The organism is Lacinutrix mariniflava (genome assembly GCF_001418015.1).
GTDB lineage: Bacteria > Bacteroidota > Bacteroidia > Flavobacteriales > Flavobacteriaceae > Lacinutrix > Lacinutrix mariniflava.
The window spans coordinates 103,580-123,632 of sequence record NZ_LIQG01000027.1; the positions used below are offsets into that span (position 1 = coordinate 103,580).

The following is a 20,053-nucleotide window of genomic DNA, read 5'->3' on the forward strand; positions in this document are numbered from 1 at the left end:
TAAACGTCGATTTTAATGCACATATTAATCTAATATAAAAAGCTCTTCTATATAGAAGAGCTTTTAAATTTTAGGAAGATATTTAAATGATAATTTTACAACTTAATAAGTTTAGTGGTAGAAGTTGTTCCTAATTTATTTTCAATTTGAACTAAATACAATCCTTTAGAAATGTTATCTATATTAAAGGCTTTACCTTTATTAAAGTTGCCTTTGTAAGTCTTTATTACTTTTCCTGAAACATCTAAAATTGTAAGCTTAGCAACGTCTTGATTTATAGAAAATGCTGTTTGTGCAGGATTAGGATATAAAGACAATGCTATGTCTTTAGTGTAATTATCTGTTCCTAATGTCTGGGGAGTAGCATTGCCATAAATTTTAAATTGGCCAGGTTCAATAGAGATTGTTCCAGTTGTATTAGTAACATTAATAGAAGTTGCTCCACTCTCATCCATTAAATCGTACCATGTGCCTGTGTATGGAAAACCTGGTGTTACGTTTTGAGTAGTAACATCGAAGTTTGCTAAAATGACTACATTTTTTAGTTCTGTTGAAGCAATCGTATCATCCCATATATAGATTTTTGGAGTTAAGTCTCCGGAGTTAATGGTATAATTACCTTCAAAAACAGCTTCTTCTACTTTTAATAAATTTATTCTTGCCCAATCGTTATAAATTTTAGATCTATTTGCATTTGTTAACCAATTATCAGTCCATTGTGGCTGTGGCTTGGTATCTAGTTTACAATCTCCATCGGTACCTCCTGGTTCGTTTACGACACCATTGTTACAAGTGAAAATTGAATTTTCCATACCAAGTTCACCTAAGTGCCAAATCATTTTAGGACCAGGTATAGTTAAAGAGATTGCTCCTAATGCAGACATTCTATCTAAAGCAGTATTCAAATTAGTAACATCATGAGCACTATTGGTAGCATTACCAAATTGAAGGTTTTTGTACATCAAACGTTCCTCGTCATGACTTTCGGCATAGCCAACTAATCTTGGAGCATTAAAGCCTCGGCTTTCATGACCCATGGAATCAAAATTATTATCAGAGTTGTAACCCATTGTCAATTGGTTGTATGGGTTCGTTAATTTTCCCCAAAGCATAATGCCTTTAGAGATACCATCGCTTTCTCCAGTAAGTCTATAGTTTGCCCATTCTATTTCTTCCGTTGCGCTTCCTCCAAAGCCTAAGTGTTCAAAAATGACATAGTGTTCTGGGTCTAAACTCCAAGAATAATCTGCATATTCTTTTAAAATAGCAACTCTATCTGCCTGGTATGTATTTGTTTGTGTTTCTCCTGAAGCAGCATTTTGTGTGAATCCTTTTGTTAAGTCCCATCTAAAACCATCAATTTTATATTCCTCAATCCATTGCTTTACTACTCTTTTAGAGTAGGTTTTAGTATAAGAATTAGAATGGTCGAAATCTGAGCCAACACTATAACTATGCATTGCAACTTCATTAAAGTATGGGTTTTCACTACTTGGTTCTCCCCAACCATCGCCATCGGCATCATTCATCCACATGCGTACCATTGGATTCCTTCCAAAAGCATGATTTAATGCAACATCAAGTATTACTGCAATGTTATTTTGATGGCATACATCTACTAACTCTTTTAGCTTATCTTTTGTGCCATAAAATTTATCAAGCGCCATGTGAAAAGAAGTATTATATCCCCAACTTTCGTTGCCTTCAAATTCCATAACAGGCATCAGTTCGATGGCATTTATATTTAGGTTTTTAAAATAGCCTATCCTATCTATTATGTCTTGAAAGTTTCTATCGGCATCAAAATCTCTAACTAAAACTTCGTAAATAACTAAATCTTCCTTTTTCGGCTTAGTAAAATCTGTAACCACCCATGGATAATCTGTTTGTCCTGTTTGTAATACGGTAACTTCTCTTTCTTGTCCTATTGGATAATTAGGAAGGTTAGGATAAGTAATACTTGGTATGTAAGGATCATCAAAAGGAGAGAGTACTAATGTTGAATAGGGATCTGCTGTTTTTACTAAAACAGGAGAATTAACTATTGGTGTTTTATCTACCACCCAATACTGGTAGGTTTCTGTTTGATTAGGAGTTAAATTGGTAAGTTCCAACCAAAATACACCTGAAGTTGGATCTTTTTTCATTAGATCAGCATTGGTGGGTTGGTAATTATTAAAACTACCGGCTACATATATATAGTCTTTATTAGGGGCTTCTAAAACAAGAGTTGCTTTAGTGTTATCTGAAGTATTGTAGTTTATGCCATTGTCCATTCCATTAGGCAAAGTTTCAGCGATAGGTGTAGCACTTGTTAGTACAGAAAATTCTTTTACAATGGTTTCTAGGCCTTGTGTCACTGTTAGGGAGTAGTACTGGTTTTCGGTAATGTTAGTTTGTGTGAAGGTGTAGTTTGTGATAGCATTTACATTATTTAAAACACTGCCGTTAGCACTTAATGTATAATCAGCGTTTCCGTTTGTGTTAGTTGCTGCGATGCTTAAATCGCTTCCATTATTTAATTGCGTAACACTGTTTTCTGAAGGTGTTGTTAAATTAACTTGAAAGGAACCTACATTATATATAAAGTCTGAACAACCATTGTCTTTAAGTTCTTGACTTCCATCTTCGTTTCTAAATACTATTCCTAATTTTGTAGCTGAGTTTGCTTGTGCTGAGGTTAGTGAATAGTAAGTTTCTGGAACAATGGTAATACTCCAAGTCCCGTTGTTGTTATCTGTCATTGCGCCAACGCCATCGTCTTGTCCCCAGTTGCCGACCGCATTGTAACCAAAAGCATTAGTGTCATCACCAATTCCTGAGTGGAAATAAACGGTGTTGGGAGTATTTAAACCGTTACAGTCTGTAGCTGTGGAATTAAGATCAACAGTAATGGTAATGCTTTGATCTGCATTAAAAGGAAACGGAGATATATTTACTTGCGCTTTGGCAAATAAAGAAAAAAGTAATGCTATTAAAAAGTAGTGTTTTTTCATTTTTGAAAGAATTTAAAATGGAATAAAAAAAAGGCTTTGAACATAGTCAAAGCCTTTAAAAAAAATGTGTTAGTTTAGTGTTAAACTGTACGTGTAATGTCTTGGTGTACTAAAATCTAAAACAATAGTATAGTTTCCGGCGGATGGTACAAGAATGTTGGTTCCAGACGCTAATTCTAAAATGCCATCACCTTCATCATCTCCATAATTCCAATCCCAAGTATCATTAGATCTAAATTTAATTTCTTCGGCTGTTAAGTCCATAGTGATTGTCCAAGTTGAAGTTGCGCTATCGTAAGTCATATCTGTATCGTCATCCCAAGACCCTGTTGCAGAACCAATAACTGCCCAGTTGTGTAATGTTTCAGAATACTCTAATACATCTGCATCTGTATTTGCTTGTACAAAGTAATAACCAGCACCATTAGGAGGAGCAATATTACCTTCATCTTCATCTATTAAAACCTGTGTGTAAGAACCATTTGTCCCAGAAGCGTCACCCCAATCGGTATTTCCCCATTCGTAATTTCCTTCGTCATTAGTGGCGATAAATTTATGTTCGCCATCAAGCCAAACATATCCCTCGTAATCTGTTTCTCCGTAAGCAGACGCAAATAGACTAGGAGCAGAAGCTGGGTCCCAACCTTGATGATTACCTGGTACACCAAGTTTTGGAGCTTCTGTAGTATATGGCGTTATAGATACAGTTACCATTTCTGAATAAATAGCTTCAGAACCATTATCTCCAATAGTTGATTTAATACGCATATCTACATCAGAAGATGCAAAAGGCGTTAAGCCTAATATGCCAACAGCGATGCCGTTTAATTCTTCATTAGTCCAAGCTAAATAATTATTTGTTGTTGTTACAATGTCAAAAGGCGTTTCAAAATTTGTTCCAGCGATTGCAAGTTGTATTGTGTTATCTATTACTGTTGGAATATTATAGGTCGCATCTTCCCATACAATAGTTGTTGCTGTGCCTGTTGGATTTGAAATGTCTAAAACAAGTCCAGTTCCAGAAGTGGGTAAGTTAATAGTTGCTGCTGTAGATTCAGAGGATTGTATTGCAAAAATATTATCATCGTCTTCTTGACAAGAGTTAAAGCCAATTACAGCTATAACTAGTAGTAATAAAATTTTAAAATTTTTCATTGTTATTTTTTTAAATTAGTAACCTGGATTTTGTTGTAAGTTTGGATTTGCTTCTAAAGCTGTTTGTGGGATTGGAAAAACTTTATAAGTGTCTGGAATAGAGGTTCCGTTAAGTGTACCACCTTTCCATGGCCATAAATAACTTCCACCAGTAAATTTTCCAAAACGAATAAGATCTGTTCTTCTATGTCCTTCTAGATTTAGTTCTCTTCCTCTTTCATCAATAATGAAATCTAGATTTAAATCTGCCATTTCTATTGGAGTTGCACCAGACCTTGTTCTTACTTGATTTACGTAAGAAAGTGCATCTTGCATATTTGAATTTGTAGCGCCTCTTAAAGTACATTCAGCATACATTAAATAAGCATCAGACAAACGATATAAAGGAAAATCTGTTCCAGAAAATTCTGTTGGAGTATAGGTCGAATTAAAAGTGGTATTTCTAAATTTAATCGATGGGTAACCATCCGTCCAAACGGTGTAATCCGTCATTTCGTAATTATGTCCTTCTGTCCAGAATAAACTTGCTCTATCATCGGTTGACGAATCTAAGTCTCCAAATAAACCATACCATGCTTTTGTTGCTCTGTGACCTTGCCAACCTTGGGTTGCCCCAAAATCTGAAATCGTAATAGTATCAGGACTTAAACTACCATTAACAATATATGTTGTATTACCAAAACTTTGACTATCAATAGGGTCCGCAATCAAAGGATAGATAATTTCAGAAGACGTATCATTATCTCCAGAAAAATTCTCGACAAAGTTATTGGTTAAAGAATAACTTCCTTCGGTAATAACTTTGTTAACGTAAGTGAATGCTTCATTATATCTAGGTGTACCAGTATATACTTCTGCATTTATATATAGCTTTGCCAATAACATATCTACTACAAAAGTATTAGCTCTACCATAACCGTTAAAGCTTCCTATTAAAGGTTCTATTGCAAGCAATTCTGATTCTACATAATTAAATAACTCTTCTCTTGAAGATTCTGATAATAATTCGGACTGCCCAAAATTTTCATCAGTAGCTAAAACACCTTTGCCAAAGATATCGATAACATAAAAATAGGCTAGAGCTCTTAAGAAACGGACTTCTGATACTACAGATTCTCCTGGATCTGTGCTAGCACTATTTAGTACATTTAATAAGTTGTTACATTGCGGAATAGTATAATAAGCTCTGTTATATAAATATCTAAAAAACTTATTATTACTAGTCCATTCCGAAGTTGTAGTTAATTGATCTAAACCGTCATCTCCCCAACGGTTTTTCATACCATCTGCTGTAAAATCTTGTAAGTTTACAATACCTCTTAAAAAAGGAGATTCTCCGGCGTCATCACTAATATCTGAACTACCTGGGCCACTTGGTCCTGATAAAGCAAATGAAGCATATAATCTAGAAAGAATACCTTCTACCGCATTGGGATCGTTTGCTAGTAGTTGTTCTAGCGTTAATTCTACTTTAGGTTCAGTATCAAGATCGTTGACACAAGACGATATTATTGAAAATAACGTCAATCCTAAAAATGTTAATATTACTTTTTTCATAATTATTTTTTTAAAAATCAATATTTACACCAAAACTTACTGTTGTAGGTCTTGGATAAAATGCACCATCAATTCCACCGTTATTTTCAGGGTCTTGCCCATCATAATTAGTAATTATAAATGGATTGTTAACAGAACCGTACAATCTCATACGTGTGTTTTTAATAAAATTGTCATCAAAACTATAACCTAATACAATATTTTGACATCTTAAAAATGCGGCATCTTGCAAGAAATAGTCTGAAAATTGAGTGTTACCAATAACTTCATCAAATACTGGATTCGCAGCGCCATCATAAAAATTTAAAACATTAGTAATACTTGTATTGTTATTTGGTTCTGCACTGCCTACGTGACCATATCTTAGTTCATTAAAATCGTAAAGCTTACCATCTAGCTGTCCACGGAAACTTGTCGATAAATCGAAGTTTTTATAATTAACATTTATACCGAAACCAAACGTCCAATTTGGCGCTAATGCTTCATAATACTTGTCTTCTTCCGTTATTTGGTTATCATTATTTAAATCTACAAAAGCACCAGGAATTGGATTTCCTGAACCATCGTAAACTTGTTTAAAAACTCCAGCTAAACCAGGCTCTTCTCCTAACTTATTAAAAAATAAATTAGAACCTGTTCCTAGTAAACCTCCACCAATTCTTAAGGTACTAATTCCACCTAAATCGGTAACTTCAGTAGTGGCATAACCTATGTTACCATTAAAAGAAATACTAAAATTATCATTTTGGATAGGGTTTAAATTTAAATTTAGTTCAAAACCTTCGCTTTCCGTTGATCCTATATTTTTTATAAAAGAATCTGTTAAGCCTTGTCCTGGAGGAATTAAAGCATCTGTTAATAAATCGGTAGTCTCTCTCTTAAAGATATCGACAGAACCATTTATAAAACTATTTTTAAATAGGTTAAAGTCTAAACCAATATTATAAGTAGATGTTTTTTCCCAAGTTAAACCTGTTTGAAAAGGTAAAGCTGAATATAAATTTGCACCTGGCAAGTATTGACTGTTTTGAGAGCCAATAGCAAATAGTGGACTGGTTGGGTAATACGTTCCAACGGCTCCAGCAATATTTTGCTGTCCAGTTTTTCCATAGCCTAATCTTAATTTTAAGTCATTGACAAAATTGACGTTTTTTAGAAAATTCTCTTGCTTAATTTTCCAAGCTAATGCAGCCGCAGGAAAGAATCCCCAAGCTTCCTGTGCCCAAACATCATCTGTAACAAAAAACGAAGAACCATCTGCTCTTAAAGATACAGTTACTAGGTATTTGTCTAAAATGTTAATGTTAGAACGGCCAAAGAAAGATTGAAGGTTTTGATCGTTGAAATATCTATTATTAGGATTTGCCGGATTAAAATTTTCTTCTCTTATTCCTGTGTCTGGATTATTTTGAAAACGATCGCTGTTTCCATCAGTTTTAAAGTTTTGATAAGAGTAACCTAGTTGTACATCATATCTGTTTACAAAACTGTCTTCTAATTCCTTGGTGTACTGTAAGTAGGAATCGAAGGTGGTATTTGTAATATGTTGTCTTTCTTTGTAGTTTGTACCAGGATTAAATATAACGGCATTATCATTTGTAGCATCTATTCCAAAGGCAGAAATAGCATTGTTATCGAAATTTTCCTTAATTTTTGAACTCGAAGCATCTAAACCAACATTAACTACAGCACGTAATTCAGGTAGGAAAGGTAATGTATAATCTAATTGTACATTACCTAAAAATCTATAAGCACGCTCCGAACGTTGCCTTTGTTCTAAAAGCGCTAATGGGTTAGATTGACCATCAATTAATAATCGTGTTCCGTCTAAAGCAGTATTAGTGTAGTATCCACCAAAAATAGAATTATTGTCGTAAACAGGTTTTGTTGGGTCAAAAACTGTAGCACCTCCTAGGGCTCCACCTGCATCTGTTGCATTTTTGTCTACAAAAGTTAATTTGGCATTAGCATCAATCTTCAAATTACCATCTAATAATTTTGGTGTTAATTTAATGGCTGCGCTGTAGCGCTCGTAATCATCTGTTCTAACAACACCTTCTAGATTGCTGTATCCCAGAGATGCTCTAAAAGGTAGATTTTCTCCCAAATTAGCTCGAACGCTAAAGTTTGTGTTTGAAGAAACAGCAGTTCTTAATATAACATCTCTCCAGTCTGTATCGTAAATAGCTCTATTTTCTGTTCCTGTAATATTACCATCTGTATCATAGGTGTTTACTTGTATTATACGAGAAGGTTCAGTTGTAGAAACTTCTCCTACGGCAACACCTAAGTTTTGTTCTAATGTTGGGTGATATTGTTTAATAAAGCGAACGTATTCATCACTAGTCATCATGTCCAACCCTTCACCAGCCGAATCAATAGAAACATTGGAAGAAACACTATATTTAGCTTTTCCTGAAGTTCCTTTTTTAGTAGTAATTATAATAACACCATTAGATGCCCTAGAACCATAAATAGCAGTTGCAGAAGCGTCTTTTAATATAGAGAAACTTTCAACATCATTTGGGTTTACTAGTGATAATGGATTAGATACACCTGCTGGATTTTGTCCGCCAAGCGGAATACCATCAATAACAATTAAAGGACTATTATCTGCAAATAAAGAGGCACCTCCACGTATTCTTATGGTTGGTGCAGAATCTGGAGATCCACCACTATCTGTAATTCTAACACCAGCTGCTTTACCACGTAATAATTGGTCTGTAGAAGTAATAGGGCCTTTGTTAAAATCTTTAGAAGAAACGACATCTACCGATCCTGTTAAGTCTTCTTTTTTAACACTACCATATCCTATAATTACAACCTCGTCTAATCTAGAGGCATCTTCTATTAAAGAAATATTTATGTTAGATTGACCCGAATAAGTAACTTCTTGTGTAATATAACCCACAAAAGAGAACTCTAAGACATCACCATTATTAACTCTAACTTGGTATTCTCCATCAAAATCCGTAGAAGTCCCTTGGTTTGTGCCTTTAATAATCAAATTCACTCCTGGTAAAGGTGAAGATGAGGCTTGTTCTGTAACCGTTCCATTTACCGTATTTTGTGCTAACAAAAGTGTGGGTAATACCAAAATGGTGAACAGTAAACTATTAAAAATTGTTTTCATATAATACTATTAAGTTAGTTTTTAATACATGCTTATATTTTACTTCTCGATGATAAATCTATGTAAATAAAATGTTAAATTTGGTAGAAGCCTTGTTTTTAAAGGTAGCGCAAACGTTTTCGTGTTGACAACTTTCTTAAATACTGAGAATTATCTAATTTAAATTATAAATTATTGCGCTTTTTTAAATAATACAGACCTTTTTTATTAAATAAGTAGCAAAAGCTTGTATTTTTGAGATTATTATAACTTTATACTGAATAGAATGAAACGAAAAGTAACGCTTAAACAAATAGCAAAAGAGTTGGATGTATCCATATCCACCGTGTCTAAGGCATTAAGAAACAGTAAAGAGATTAGTGAAGATACTAGAGAAAAGGTTCAAGCATTTGCGAAGTTATTTAATTATAGACCTAATAATATCGCTTTAAGTTTAAAAAACCGAAAGACTAAAACTATTGGTGTTATTATTCCAGAAATTGTTCATCACTTCTTTTCAAAAGTAATTAGAGGTATAGAGTTAGTGGCTAACAAAAGAGGATATAATGTTATTGTAGGTTTGTCTAATGAGTCTTTTTCTAAGGAGGTTATAAATATGGAAATGTTAGCAAACGGTAGTATTGATGGATTTATTTTGTCAATATCAAAAGAAACCTTGCTACAACAAGATTATCATCATTTTATAGAAACGATAAATCAAGGTATGCCAATTGTAATGTTTGATCGTGTGGTTAATGAAGTGAATTGTGATAAAGTTATTGTAGATGATTTACAAGGATCTAAAAAAGCAGTAAATAAACTCATTGAGAAAGGATGTAAAAATATTGCGATTATTACAACTAAAGATTATGTAAGCGTAGGAAAACTAAGAACACAAGGCTATTTAGAAGCACTAGAAGAAAATAATATAAAAGCTAAGGGTAGTCTTATTTTAAAAGTTGACGATGCATTTGTTTCAGACGATGATCTAGAGGTCTTAGAAAGGGAAATAGTCGCTTTATTTGAAAGTAATAAAAGTATAGATGGTGTTTTTGCTGTGAACGAATTATATGCAATTACCGTAATGAAGGTTGCTCGAAAATTAGGATTAAGTATTCCAGAAGACGTTCAAGTTATTGGTTTTACAGACGGAGTGTTATCTAAACACGCAACACCAAGTTTAACAACAGTAAGCCAGCATGCTCAGGAAATGGGAGAGAAATCTGCAGAATTGTTAATAAATAATCTAGAAATAGAAGAGGATGAAGATCATTACCAAACAGTAGTGATAGAGACCGAATTGATAGAGCGTAATTCAACAAAATAAAAAAATAACATTGCCGATTTAAAATCTTTTATATCTTTACGGCATTCAAAACTTATATTTTACTTCTCAGGTAATTAAGTTTTGATAAGTAACATGCTTATCAAATAGTAATAATTTAAACTTACTATTTATGAAAAAGCGTATGCTTGGATTTTGGGAAATTTGGAACATGAGTTTCGGTTTCTTAGGGATTCAATTTGGTTTCGCCTTGCAAGGCACTTCAATGACAAGAATATTTCAAACATTAGGAGCTGCTCCTGATGAGATTCCTATGCTGTGGATTGCTGCACCTCTAACAGGTCTGCTTGTTCAACCTATTATTGGTTATATGAGTGATCGCACTTGGAGTGAGCGATGGGGACGTAGAAAACCGTTCTTTTTAATTGGCGCAGTACTAAGTACTATGGCCTTATTTTTTATGCCGTATTCACCTATACTATGGGTGGCAGCAGGACTCTTATGGATTTTAGATGCGTCTATTAATATTTCAATGGAGCCTTTTCGCGCTTTAGTAGCAGATAAGCTTCCAGAGTCTCAACGCTCTTACGGTTTTGTAATGCAAGCTTTAATTATTGGAATAGGAACTTGGATTGCCAGTAGTTTGCCAGAAATAGTATCCTATTTCGGGATAAGTAACTCAGCAGACTCAGGCGTTTTACCAATGTCCGTAAAGCTATCCTTTGCAATTGGTGCTTTTGTGTTTTTAGTAAGTATTCTCTATACCGTTTTTACAACTACAGAATATCCACCTGAAGATATGGAGGAATTCAAAAAAGAAAAAGCGAAGAAAAATCAATTCATTCCAGACATTCTAAACAATATTGGTAACATGCCATTAACAATGAAAAAACTTGGATTGATCCAGTTTTTCTCATGGTTTGCATTTTTCACCATGTGGAGTATGGCAAATCCAGCGCTAACAGAACATGTGTTTAAAACACCAGCACCTGTAGAAACCGCTTATAATATGTCTATTCCGGCTCAAGCCGAAGCTTTTAATATTGTAAATACGGCTTTTCAAGAATCGTCAAACGCAATAGGATCAGCAATGGGTGTTTATGGACTGTCATCTATGGCGTTTGCTTTATTACTAGTTTTTTACACCTCTAGAAAAAATATTAATAGAAAGTATGTCCATATGGCATCGCTAATATTAGGAGGTTTAGGTTTTGTTTTAATGAACTACACCTCGCCCGAAAACTTAAAATGGTGCTTTGTATTAATTGGATTTGCTTGGGGAAGTATTTTATCAATGCCATATGCTATGTTATCAAGTTCTGTCGATCCCAAAAAGATGGGAATGTTCATGGGGATTTTCAATATGTTTATTGTCATTCCGCAAATTATCGCAGCATTAGGAGGTATTAATTTTATCTCAGGTTTATTAGGGAAAGATGCTATAAATGCAATGACTGTTGCAGGAATAAGTTTAATAATTGCAGGCTTATGCAACCTCTTAATTACAAACAAGCACGCAATTTCATATCAAGTAGAAGACATATAACAGATGAGTAATAAAGGATTTATATTCGATTTAGATGGTGTCATCGTAGACACAGCGAAATATCATTTTTTAGCATGGAAAAAATTAGCTAATCAATTAGGTTTCGAATTTACAAAAGAAGAAAACGAATTATTTAAAGGCGTTAGCAGAAAACGTTGTTTAGAGATTTTATTAGATATAGGAAAAATAGAAGCTTCGCAAGAGCAATTTGATATCTGGATGGTCGAAAAGAATGTAGACTATTTACACTACATAGAAAACATGGACGAGTCAGAGATTCTACCAGATGTTCCTAAGGTGCTACAGTTTTTAAAAGACAATAACATTCCAATTGCATTAGGTTCTGCAAGTAAAAATGCACGCCCAATTTTAGAGAAAGTTAAGTTGCTCCATTATTTTGATGCTATTGTAGATGGCAATAATGTAACCAAAGCAAAACCAGATCCAGAAGTGTTTTTACTTGCAGCAAAACAGCTAGGCGTAGACGCTAAAGATTGTGTCGTTTTTGAGGATGCTGTTGCAGGTATTGAAGCTGCCAATGCGGCAAACATGATATCCATTGGTATTGGAGAACGAAACATATTAAATGAAGCCGATTATATTTTTTCAGATTTTACTGAAATGGAAAATGACTTCATTCAAGAATTATTAAATAGATAAAAATAGTGATTGTTACACGGAGCATAGTCGAAGTGTTTGTCATCAAAAAAATATAAAAAAATGAATCAAGATTATATACAACCAGACAATTGGTCTATAATTGAAGACGGTTTTGATGCAGATCGCGTAAAATCTTCAGAAAGTTTATTTAGTATCGGAAACGGTGCAATGGGTCAGCGTGCTAATTTTGAAGAGCAGTATTCCGGAGCAACCTTTCAAGGAAGCTACATTGCAGGTGTTTATTATCCAGATAAAACCAGAGTGGGATGGTGGAAAAATGGTTATCCAGAGTATTTTGCTAAAGTATTAAATGCACCAAATTGGATAGGTGTTAACGTTACTATTAATGGCGAATCATTAGATTTAAATACATGTGCTAAGGTTTCTAATTTTAGAAGAGAACTAAACATGAAAGAAGGTTGGTTGTCTAGATCGTTTATAGCAACGCTTCAAAATAAATTAGAAGTTGAAGTTAAAACAAAACGGTTTTTAAGTTTAGATTTAGATGAAGTTGGGGCCATTAATTACCAAGTAACACCTTTAAATAATGACGCTACTATTCAATTTATACCATATTTAGATTCTGGTATTACTAATGAAGACACCAATTGGGACGATCAGTTTTGGGATACATTAAACGTTACTACGGAAGCGGAGCAAGCTTTTATTGAAGCTAAAACAATGAAAACTGCGTTTCATACCTGTACGTTCATGGAGTCTTCGGTTTATGTAAATAACCAAAAACAAGATCAGAAACCAGAGATTAACAAACAGACAAATTCAATTTCATTCACTTATAAAGTTGAGGTTAAAAAAGACGAAACTGCAAGTATTAATAAATTTGCAGGCTATACAGTCGATAGAAATCATGATAAAAACCAATTAGTTTCTGCTGCAAAAAAAGCATTAGAAACAGCTGGAAGAATGGGCTTCGATTCGCTTTTAGAAAAACAAAAAGAAGCTTGGTCTAAAATTTGGGAGCGTTCGGATATAACTATTCAAGGTGATGTAAAAGCGCAACAAGGAATTCGTTTTAACATTTTCCAATTAAATCAAACTTATTTAGGGAAGGATTCTACTTTAAATATTGGTCCAAAAGGATTTACAGGCGAGAAATATGGAGGAAGTACTTATTGGGATACGGAAGCATATTGCATCCCATTTTACATGGCTACAAAAGATCAAAAAGTTGCAAGAAGCTTATTAAAATACCGTTACAACCATTTAGAAAAAGCGATTGAAAATGCGGAGAAGTTAGGTTTCAAAAACGGAGCAGCATTATATCCAATGGTTACCATGAATGGTGAAGAATGCCATAACGAATGGGAAATTACTTTTGAAGAAATTCATAGAAATGGAGCTATCGCTTTCGCTATTTTTAACTACTATCGTTACACTGGAGATTACACCTATATCCCAGAAATGGGCTTAGAAGTCCTTATCGGAATTGCTAGGTTTTGGCAACAACGTGCCACGTTTTCAGAAGCTAAAAGTAAGTACGTTATTTTAGGTGTAACCGGACCAAATGAATACGAAAACAATGTTAATAACAATTGGTACACAAACTATTTGGCAAAATGGTGTATTGATTATGCCTTAGAAAATATAGAGAAGGTAAAAGAAGGGCATCACGAAGATTACTTGCGTATTTCAGGTAAAACAAAAATCACGCACGAAGAATTACATGCTTGGCAAAAAGTAGCCGATAATATGTATTTCCCTTATTCAGAAAAGCATCAAGTATTTTTACAGCAAGATGGCTTTTTAGATAAAGAATTAATAACCGTTGCCGACTTACCAAAAGTAGACCGTCCAATTAATCAAAAATGGAGTTGGGATAGAATATTGCGTTCACCTTACATAAAACAAGCCGATACATTACAAGGTTTTTACTTTTTTGAAGACCAATTTTCAACTGAAGAATTAAAACGTCATTTCGATTTTTACGAGCCATTTACAGTCCATGAAAGTTCATTATCACCTTGTGTGCATAGTATTCAAGCTGCTAAATTAGACCAAATGGATCAAGCATATACATTTTATTTACGTACGTCTCGTTTAGATTTAGACGATTATAATAAAGAGGTTGAAGAAGGTTTGCATATTACTAGTATGGCTGGAACTTGGATGAGTATTGTCGAAGGTTTTGGAGGTATGCGTATTAAAAACGATATGTTAAATTTTGAGCCTCGTATTCCAAAAGAATGGGATGCATATTCCTTTATAGTTAATTTTAGAGATCAAATTTTAAAAGTGAATGTATCACAATCTGAAACTACTTTCCAGTTAGAAGGAGATCATGATTTAGATATAATAGTAAATAGTAATCCCTTGACGATTTCTCCAAATAATTTGGTAAAACCATAAATTAAATACGCTAATTAGGATGAAAAAAATAATACACAGAGTATTAATCATTTTAATTAGTGTTAGTTTTTCTTATAGAAATAATAGAATAAAATCATAATTGATGAACCCTTTATTTAACAAGATGAGATTTTTTCACCTTATAAAGGAAGCACAAAATTGTAACGATTTGTAATTCAGAACGAAGTGAAGAATCCTTTAAAATTAAAGAATGAAACAATTTATATACATACTATCGTTTTTACTTTTTCAAGTAACATTTGCACAGGTCACAATAATTATTGAGGCACTTCCAGATGATACTCCAAAGGAGGCTTCTATTTTTATTTCAGGTGATTTTGAAGGTTGGTCTGGTGGACATAAAGACTACCAATTACAGCAAATAAATGGGCAATATCAAATTACGCTACCTAAAAAAGAACAACGTATTTTATATAAGTTTACTTTAGGTAATTGGGATACTTCAGAGAGTACAAATAAAGGTGAAGCTATAGATAATCGTATTTATAAGTTCAATAATTCAAACGATACAATACAAGTAAAAATAGCAGGTTGGAAACATTTGTTTGCTGTTGAAGAAGCTTCTACCGCTTCAAAAAACGTAACTATTGTTTCCGAAGAATTTTATATACCAGAATTAAATAGAAAACGTCGTGTATCAATTTATTTGCCTCTAGATTATAACACATCAAAACAAGATTATCCTGTAGTTTATATGCATGATGGTCAAAATATTTTTGATGCTAAAACTTCTGGTTATGGAGAGTGGAGCGTAGATGAAACTTTAAACAAATTATTTAAAGATAACCTTAAGCTTATTGTGGTTGGTATAGATCATGGTGATTCTAAACGCTTAGACGAATATTCTCCATGGAAACACCAAGAATATGGAGGAGGAGAAGGCGACGAATATGTAGATTTTATAGTAAATACTCTAAAACCATACATTGATTCTAATTATAACACAAAAAAAGAAAAGAACAATACAGCAATTTTTGGTAGTTCTATGGGAGGATTAATTTCGCATTATGCAGCTTTAAAATACCCGACGGTTTTTGGAAAAGTAGGAGTGTACTCACCATCGTATTGGTTTGCTCCAAAAGCAATAAATGACTTTTCTAAAGCACATGCTAATATTCAAGATACTAAAATGTACTTTTTAGCTGGTGGAAAAGAAGGCACAAAAACGTCACGAACCGAAATTAGTCAAACAGTTAAAGACATGAATAGTATGTTAACTGTTTTAAAAAATAATGGTTTTCCTGATAAAAACATACAATCTAAAGTCGTTCCAGAAGGACAGCATAATGAAGAATTATGGCGTAATAATTTTGAAGAAGCTATTACGTGGCTATTTAAAGATGATTTTCAAAAAAGAGAATTTGTAGATGCGAAGTTTACTAACAATCAACTACAAATAAACGTTTCCGACGGAACCTACAATATGCAGTTCTTTTCATCAGAAATTATAGAAACTACTTTTCTACCAACCGGAGAAATGGCAGATGCTAAAAAATCGCATGCAGTAGTTTTAAATGATGCTTTTTCAGAGGTAACTTTCAATGAATCAGAAAACGAAATCAATTTTAAATCAAATCAGTTAACTGTAAAAATCACGAAAACACCTTTTTATATTTCCTATAGAAAAGACGGAAAAGAAATAACTTCAATAAAAAATGGCTATCAAAAAACAGACGACTTTGAAACCATTAGTTTTAACTTAAAACCTGAGGAAGTTTTATATGGTGGAGGCGCAAGAGCTTTGGGTATGAACCGAAGAGGGAACCGTTTAGAGTTATATAATAAAGCGCATTATGGTTACGAAAAGAGAAGCGAATTAATGAACTACACCATGCCAATTGTGGTGTCTTCTAATAAATATTTAATTCATTTTGATAATGCGCCAATTGGCTTTTTAGATTTAGATTCTAAAGCAGATAATACACTGACTTACGAAACTATTTCTGGTAGAAAAACCTATCAAGTTGTGGTTGGCGATTCTTGGTTAGATTTAACTAAAAACTACACTCAACTAACAGGAAGGCAACCTATGTTGCCACGTTGGGCTTTAGGTAACTTTTCTAGCCGATTTGGTTATCATTCGCAAAAAGAAGTTTTAGAGACAATTAATAAGTTTAGAGAAGAAGATATTCCTGTTGATGCAATTATTTTAGACCTGTATTGGTTTGGTAAAACGGTTCAAGGTACTATGGGAAATTTGTCTTTTGATAGAGATTCGTTTCCAAATCCAAAACAGATGATTAAGGATTTAAAAGAGAAGAATGTTGAAACCATTTTAATTACAGAACCCTTCGTTTTAACAACGTCTAAGCGTTGGGAAGAAGCTGTAAAAGAAGATGTCTTAGCAAAGGATTCTATAGGAAATCCTTTTAAATATGATTTTTATTTTGGTAATACAGGTTTAATAGATATTTATAGTAACAAAGGAAATAAGTGGTTTAAGAATATTTACAAAGACTTATCTAAACTAGGTGTAAATGGTTTTTGGGGAGATTTAGGAGAGCCAGAAGTGCATCCTTCAAAATTATTACATGCAACAGGTACAGCAGATGAAGTTCATAATATTTATGGTCACGATTGGGCAAAACTAGTTCAAGAAGCTAGTTTAGAAAGCAATCCTAATAGACGACCGTTTATTTTAATGAGAGCCGGTTATTCTGGATCACAACGTTACGGTATGGTACCTTGGTCTGGAGACGTTAATAGGACTTGGGGAGGATTACAGTCTCAACCAGAAATTGCGCTGCAAATGGGAATGCAAGGTTTAGCATATATGCATAGCGATTTAGGTGGGTTTGCTGGTAATAATTTAGATGATGAGCTATATGCGCGTTGGTTGCAATATGGCGTTTTTCAACCTATATATAGACCACACGCACAAGAAGAGGTGCCAGCAGAACCTGTATTTAGAAGCAATAAAGCCAAAGCGTTAGCAAAACAAGCAATAGAATTGCGGTATAAATTGCTGCCATACAATTATAATTTAGTGTTTGAAAACAACCAAACAGGAGCACCTTTAATGCGACCGTTGTTTTTTGAAGAGGATAATAATACCAAGTTGCAAACAATAGCATCAACCTATCTTTGGGGACGAGATTTTCTAGTCACTCCAATTGTAAACCCTAATCAAACGGAAGTTGATGTCTATTTTCCTAAAAACAGTAATTGGTTTAATTTCTACACAGACAAAAAAGTAAACGGAGGCCAAAGTTTATTGGTTAAAACTGAAGAAAATAATATACCAACTTACGTTCGTGCTGGTGCCTTTATTCCGACTGCAAAACCAATGCAAAGCACAGAGGAGTATAAGGGAACTAATTTCGACTTACATTATTATTTCGATTTATCTGTGGCCAAAAGCGAAAGCAGCATGTATAATGATGACGGTAAAACTAGAAATGCTTTTGAAAAAGGCTATTTTGAAATTATACATTTCAATGCTAAGACAACAAAAAAATCTTTGAATATTGGATGGCAACAAGAAATAGGGAAAGGTTTTTTGTCTTTCAGAAAAAATATAGATGTTGTTATTCATAATTTTACAAAGGATCCGAAGCACATAAAACTCAATGGAAAAAAAATAGAATTTAATTATAACGAAGAGTCTAAAATATTACGTTTTAAGGTAAAGTGGGAAACTTCTAAAAATGCCGAAGCACAAATTAAATATTAAGTATAATATGAAAAAAAGCATACTTTTAATAGCACTATCAATTCTTACTTTCAGTTGTAAAACTGATAAAAAAGAACAACAAGATTTAGCTAAAATCCAAAAACAAGACACCATGAAAACACCTTTTGTTTGGGAAGCAGCAAACTTATATTTCCTGTTAACGGATCGTTTTAATAATGGCGATAAAACCAACGATGTTAACTACGATAGAACAAAAGAAACAGGAGTTTTACGTGGTTTTGAAGGTGGTGATTTAAAAGGGATTACCAAAAAAATTGAAGACGGCTATTTTACCAATTTGGGTGTTAACGCTATTTGGATGTCTCCAATTGTGGAGCAAATTCATGGCGCAACCAATGAGGGTACTGGAAATACTTATGGTTACCATGGTTATTGGACTAAAGATTGGACTAATATAGATGCCAATTTAGGAACTAAAGAAGACCTTAAAAATTTAGTAGACGCTGCGCATAAAAAAGGAATCCGTATTGTGCTTGATGCAGTTATTAATCACACCGGCCCAGTAACAGATAAAGATGCTGTTTGGCCTAGCGATTGGGTGAGAACAGGACCACAATGTGATTATAAAAATTACGATAATACGGTAACGTGTACTTTAGTTAAAAATCTTCCAGATATAAAAACAGAAAGTAATGATACTGTCGCTTTGCCACCTGAATTAGTCAAAAAGTGGAAAGCAGAAGGACGTTACGAGCAAGAGGTCGCAGAGTTGGATGCCTTTTTTAAAGCAACAGGTTATCCGCGTGCACCTCGTTTTTATATCATGAAATGGTTGAGTGATTATGTTAAAGAATTTGGTATTGATGGTTACCGTGTAGATACCGTAAAACATACAGAGTCTTATGTTTGGCAGGAGTTTAGGGTGGTTTGTGATAACGCTTTCACGGAATTTAAACAAAGCAACCCGGATAAGGTATTGGATGATAATAACTTTTATATGGTTGGAGAAGTGTATAACTACGGAATTTCAGCTGGAACAACTTTTGATTTTGGAGATAAAAAAGTCAACTATTTTGACAAAGCTTTTAATAGCTTAATCAATTTTGAATTTAAGTGGGATGCTAATCAAAAAACTTACGAAACACAATTTAAAGCCTATGATAGTATTTTAAACAGTAACCTAAAAGATTACGGTGTTTTAAACTATTTAACCTCTCATGACGATGGTCAGCCATTTGATGAAAACAGAGAAAAATCGTACGAAACTGCAACACGTTTACTACTATCTCCAGGAACGTCTCAAATCTATTATGGAGATGAATCTGCAAGGGATTTAACTATCGAAGGGACTATTGGTGATGCGACGTTAAGAAGTAACATGAATTGGAATGAGCTTTCTCAAAAACAAGATGTATTAATTCATTGGCAGAAATTAGGTCAGTTTAGACGCAATCATCCAGCAGTAGGAGCAGGAAAACATAGTATAATTAGTGATAGCCCTTATGTGTTTAGTAGAAGCTACACGAAAGGTACTTTTAACGATAGTGTTGTAATAGGTTTAGATTTTTCTAAAGGTAAACATACGGTTAATGTGAGTTCCATATTTAAAGATGGACAGCAGGTTAAAGATTTTTATTCGGGACAAACACTAGAAGTAAAAAACGGAACGATTACTATAGAAGTTGATACAAACATCATTTTATTAGAAAAATTAAAATAA

General features: G+C 33.7%; 10 protein-coding genes. 6 read left to right on the forward strand and 4 right to left on the reverse strand.

What is annotated here, in order from left to right:
* Positions 1–95: 95 nt before the first annotated feature.
* The 4 genes from ASC44_RS12970 to ASC44_RS12985 form a co-directional block, all read right to left on the reverse strand.
* On the reverse strand, positions 96–2,996 hold the full coding sequence (locus tag ASC44_RS12970; RefSeq protein WP_055448054.1) for an alpha-amylase family glycosyl hydrolase: 2,901 nt from the start codon (positions 2,994–2,996) through the stop codon (positions 96–98).
* 69 nt (positions 2,997–3,065) lie between these two features.
* Positions 3,066–4,151 carry a SusE domain-containing protein gene (locus ASC44_RS12975; protein ID WP_055448055.1) on the reverse strand — a complete coding sequence of 362 codons (1,086 nt, stop codon included), beginning with the start codon at positions 4,149–4,151 and terminating at the stop codon, positions 3,066–3,068.
* Between the two features lie 15 nt (positions 4,152–4,166).
* On the reverse strand, positions 4,167–5,708 hold the full coding sequence (locus tag ASC44_RS12980) for a RagB/SusD family nutrient uptake outer membrane protein (protein ID WP_055448243.1): 1,542 nt from the start codon (positions 5,706–5,708) through the stop codon (positions 4,167–4,169).
* Between the two features lie 10 nt (positions 5,709–5,718).
* A complete protein-coding gene (locus tag ASC44_RS12985; protein WP_055448056.1) occupies positions 5,719–8,841 on the reverse strand; it encodes a SusC/RagA family TonB-linked outer membrane protein in 3,123 nt (1,040 codons plus the stop codon).
* Between the two features lie 265 nt (positions 8,842–9,106).
* Between ASC44_RS12985 and ASC44_RS12990 the strand changes: the two genes are divergently transcribed.
* The 6 genes from ASC44_RS12990 (at position 9,107) to ASC44_RS13015 (ending at position 20,053) form a co-directional block, all read left to right on the forward strand.
* Positions 9,107–10,147 carry a LacI family DNA-binding transcriptional regulator gene (locus ASC44_RS12990; protein ID WP_055448057.1) on the forward strand — a complete coding sequence of 347 codons (1,041 nt, stop codon included), beginning with the start codon at positions 9,107–9,109 and terminating at the stop codon, positions 10,145–10,147.
* A gap of 130 nt (positions 10,148–10,277) precedes the next feature.
* Complete coding sequence (locus tag ASC44_RS12995; protein WP_055448058.1) at positions 10,278–11,651, forward strand: MFS transporter; 1,374 nt, start codon at positions 10,278–10,280, stop codon at positions 11,649–11,651.
* A gap of 3 nt (positions 11,652–11,654) precedes the next feature.
* On the forward strand, positions 11,655–12,311 hold the full coding sequence (gene pgmB, locus ASC44_RS13000) for a beta-phosphoglucomutase (RefSeq protein ID WP_055448059.1): 657 nt from the start codon (positions 11,655–11,657) through the stop codon (positions 12,309–12,311).
* Between the two features lie 60 nt (positions 12,312–12,371).
* Entirely contained in the window at positions 12,372–14,678 is a 2,307-nt protein-coding gene (locus ASC44_RS13005) for a glycoside hydrolase family 65 protein (RefSeq protein WP_055448060.1), read from the forward strand.
* A gap of 211 nt (positions 14,679–14,889) precedes the next feature.
* The gene (locus tag ASC44_RS18345; protein ID WP_083476303.1) at positions 14,890–18,372 is read left to right on the forward strand and encodes a TIM-barrel domain-containing protein; all 3,483 of its coding nucleotides are present in this window, start codon (positions 14,890–14,892) and stop codon (positions 18,370–18,372) included.
* Between the two features lie 7 nt (positions 18,373–18,379).
* Entirely contained in the window at positions 18,380–20,053 is a 1,674-nt protein-coding gene (locus ASC44_RS13015) for an alpha-amylase family glycosyl hydrolase (RefSeq protein WP_055448245.1), read from the forward strand.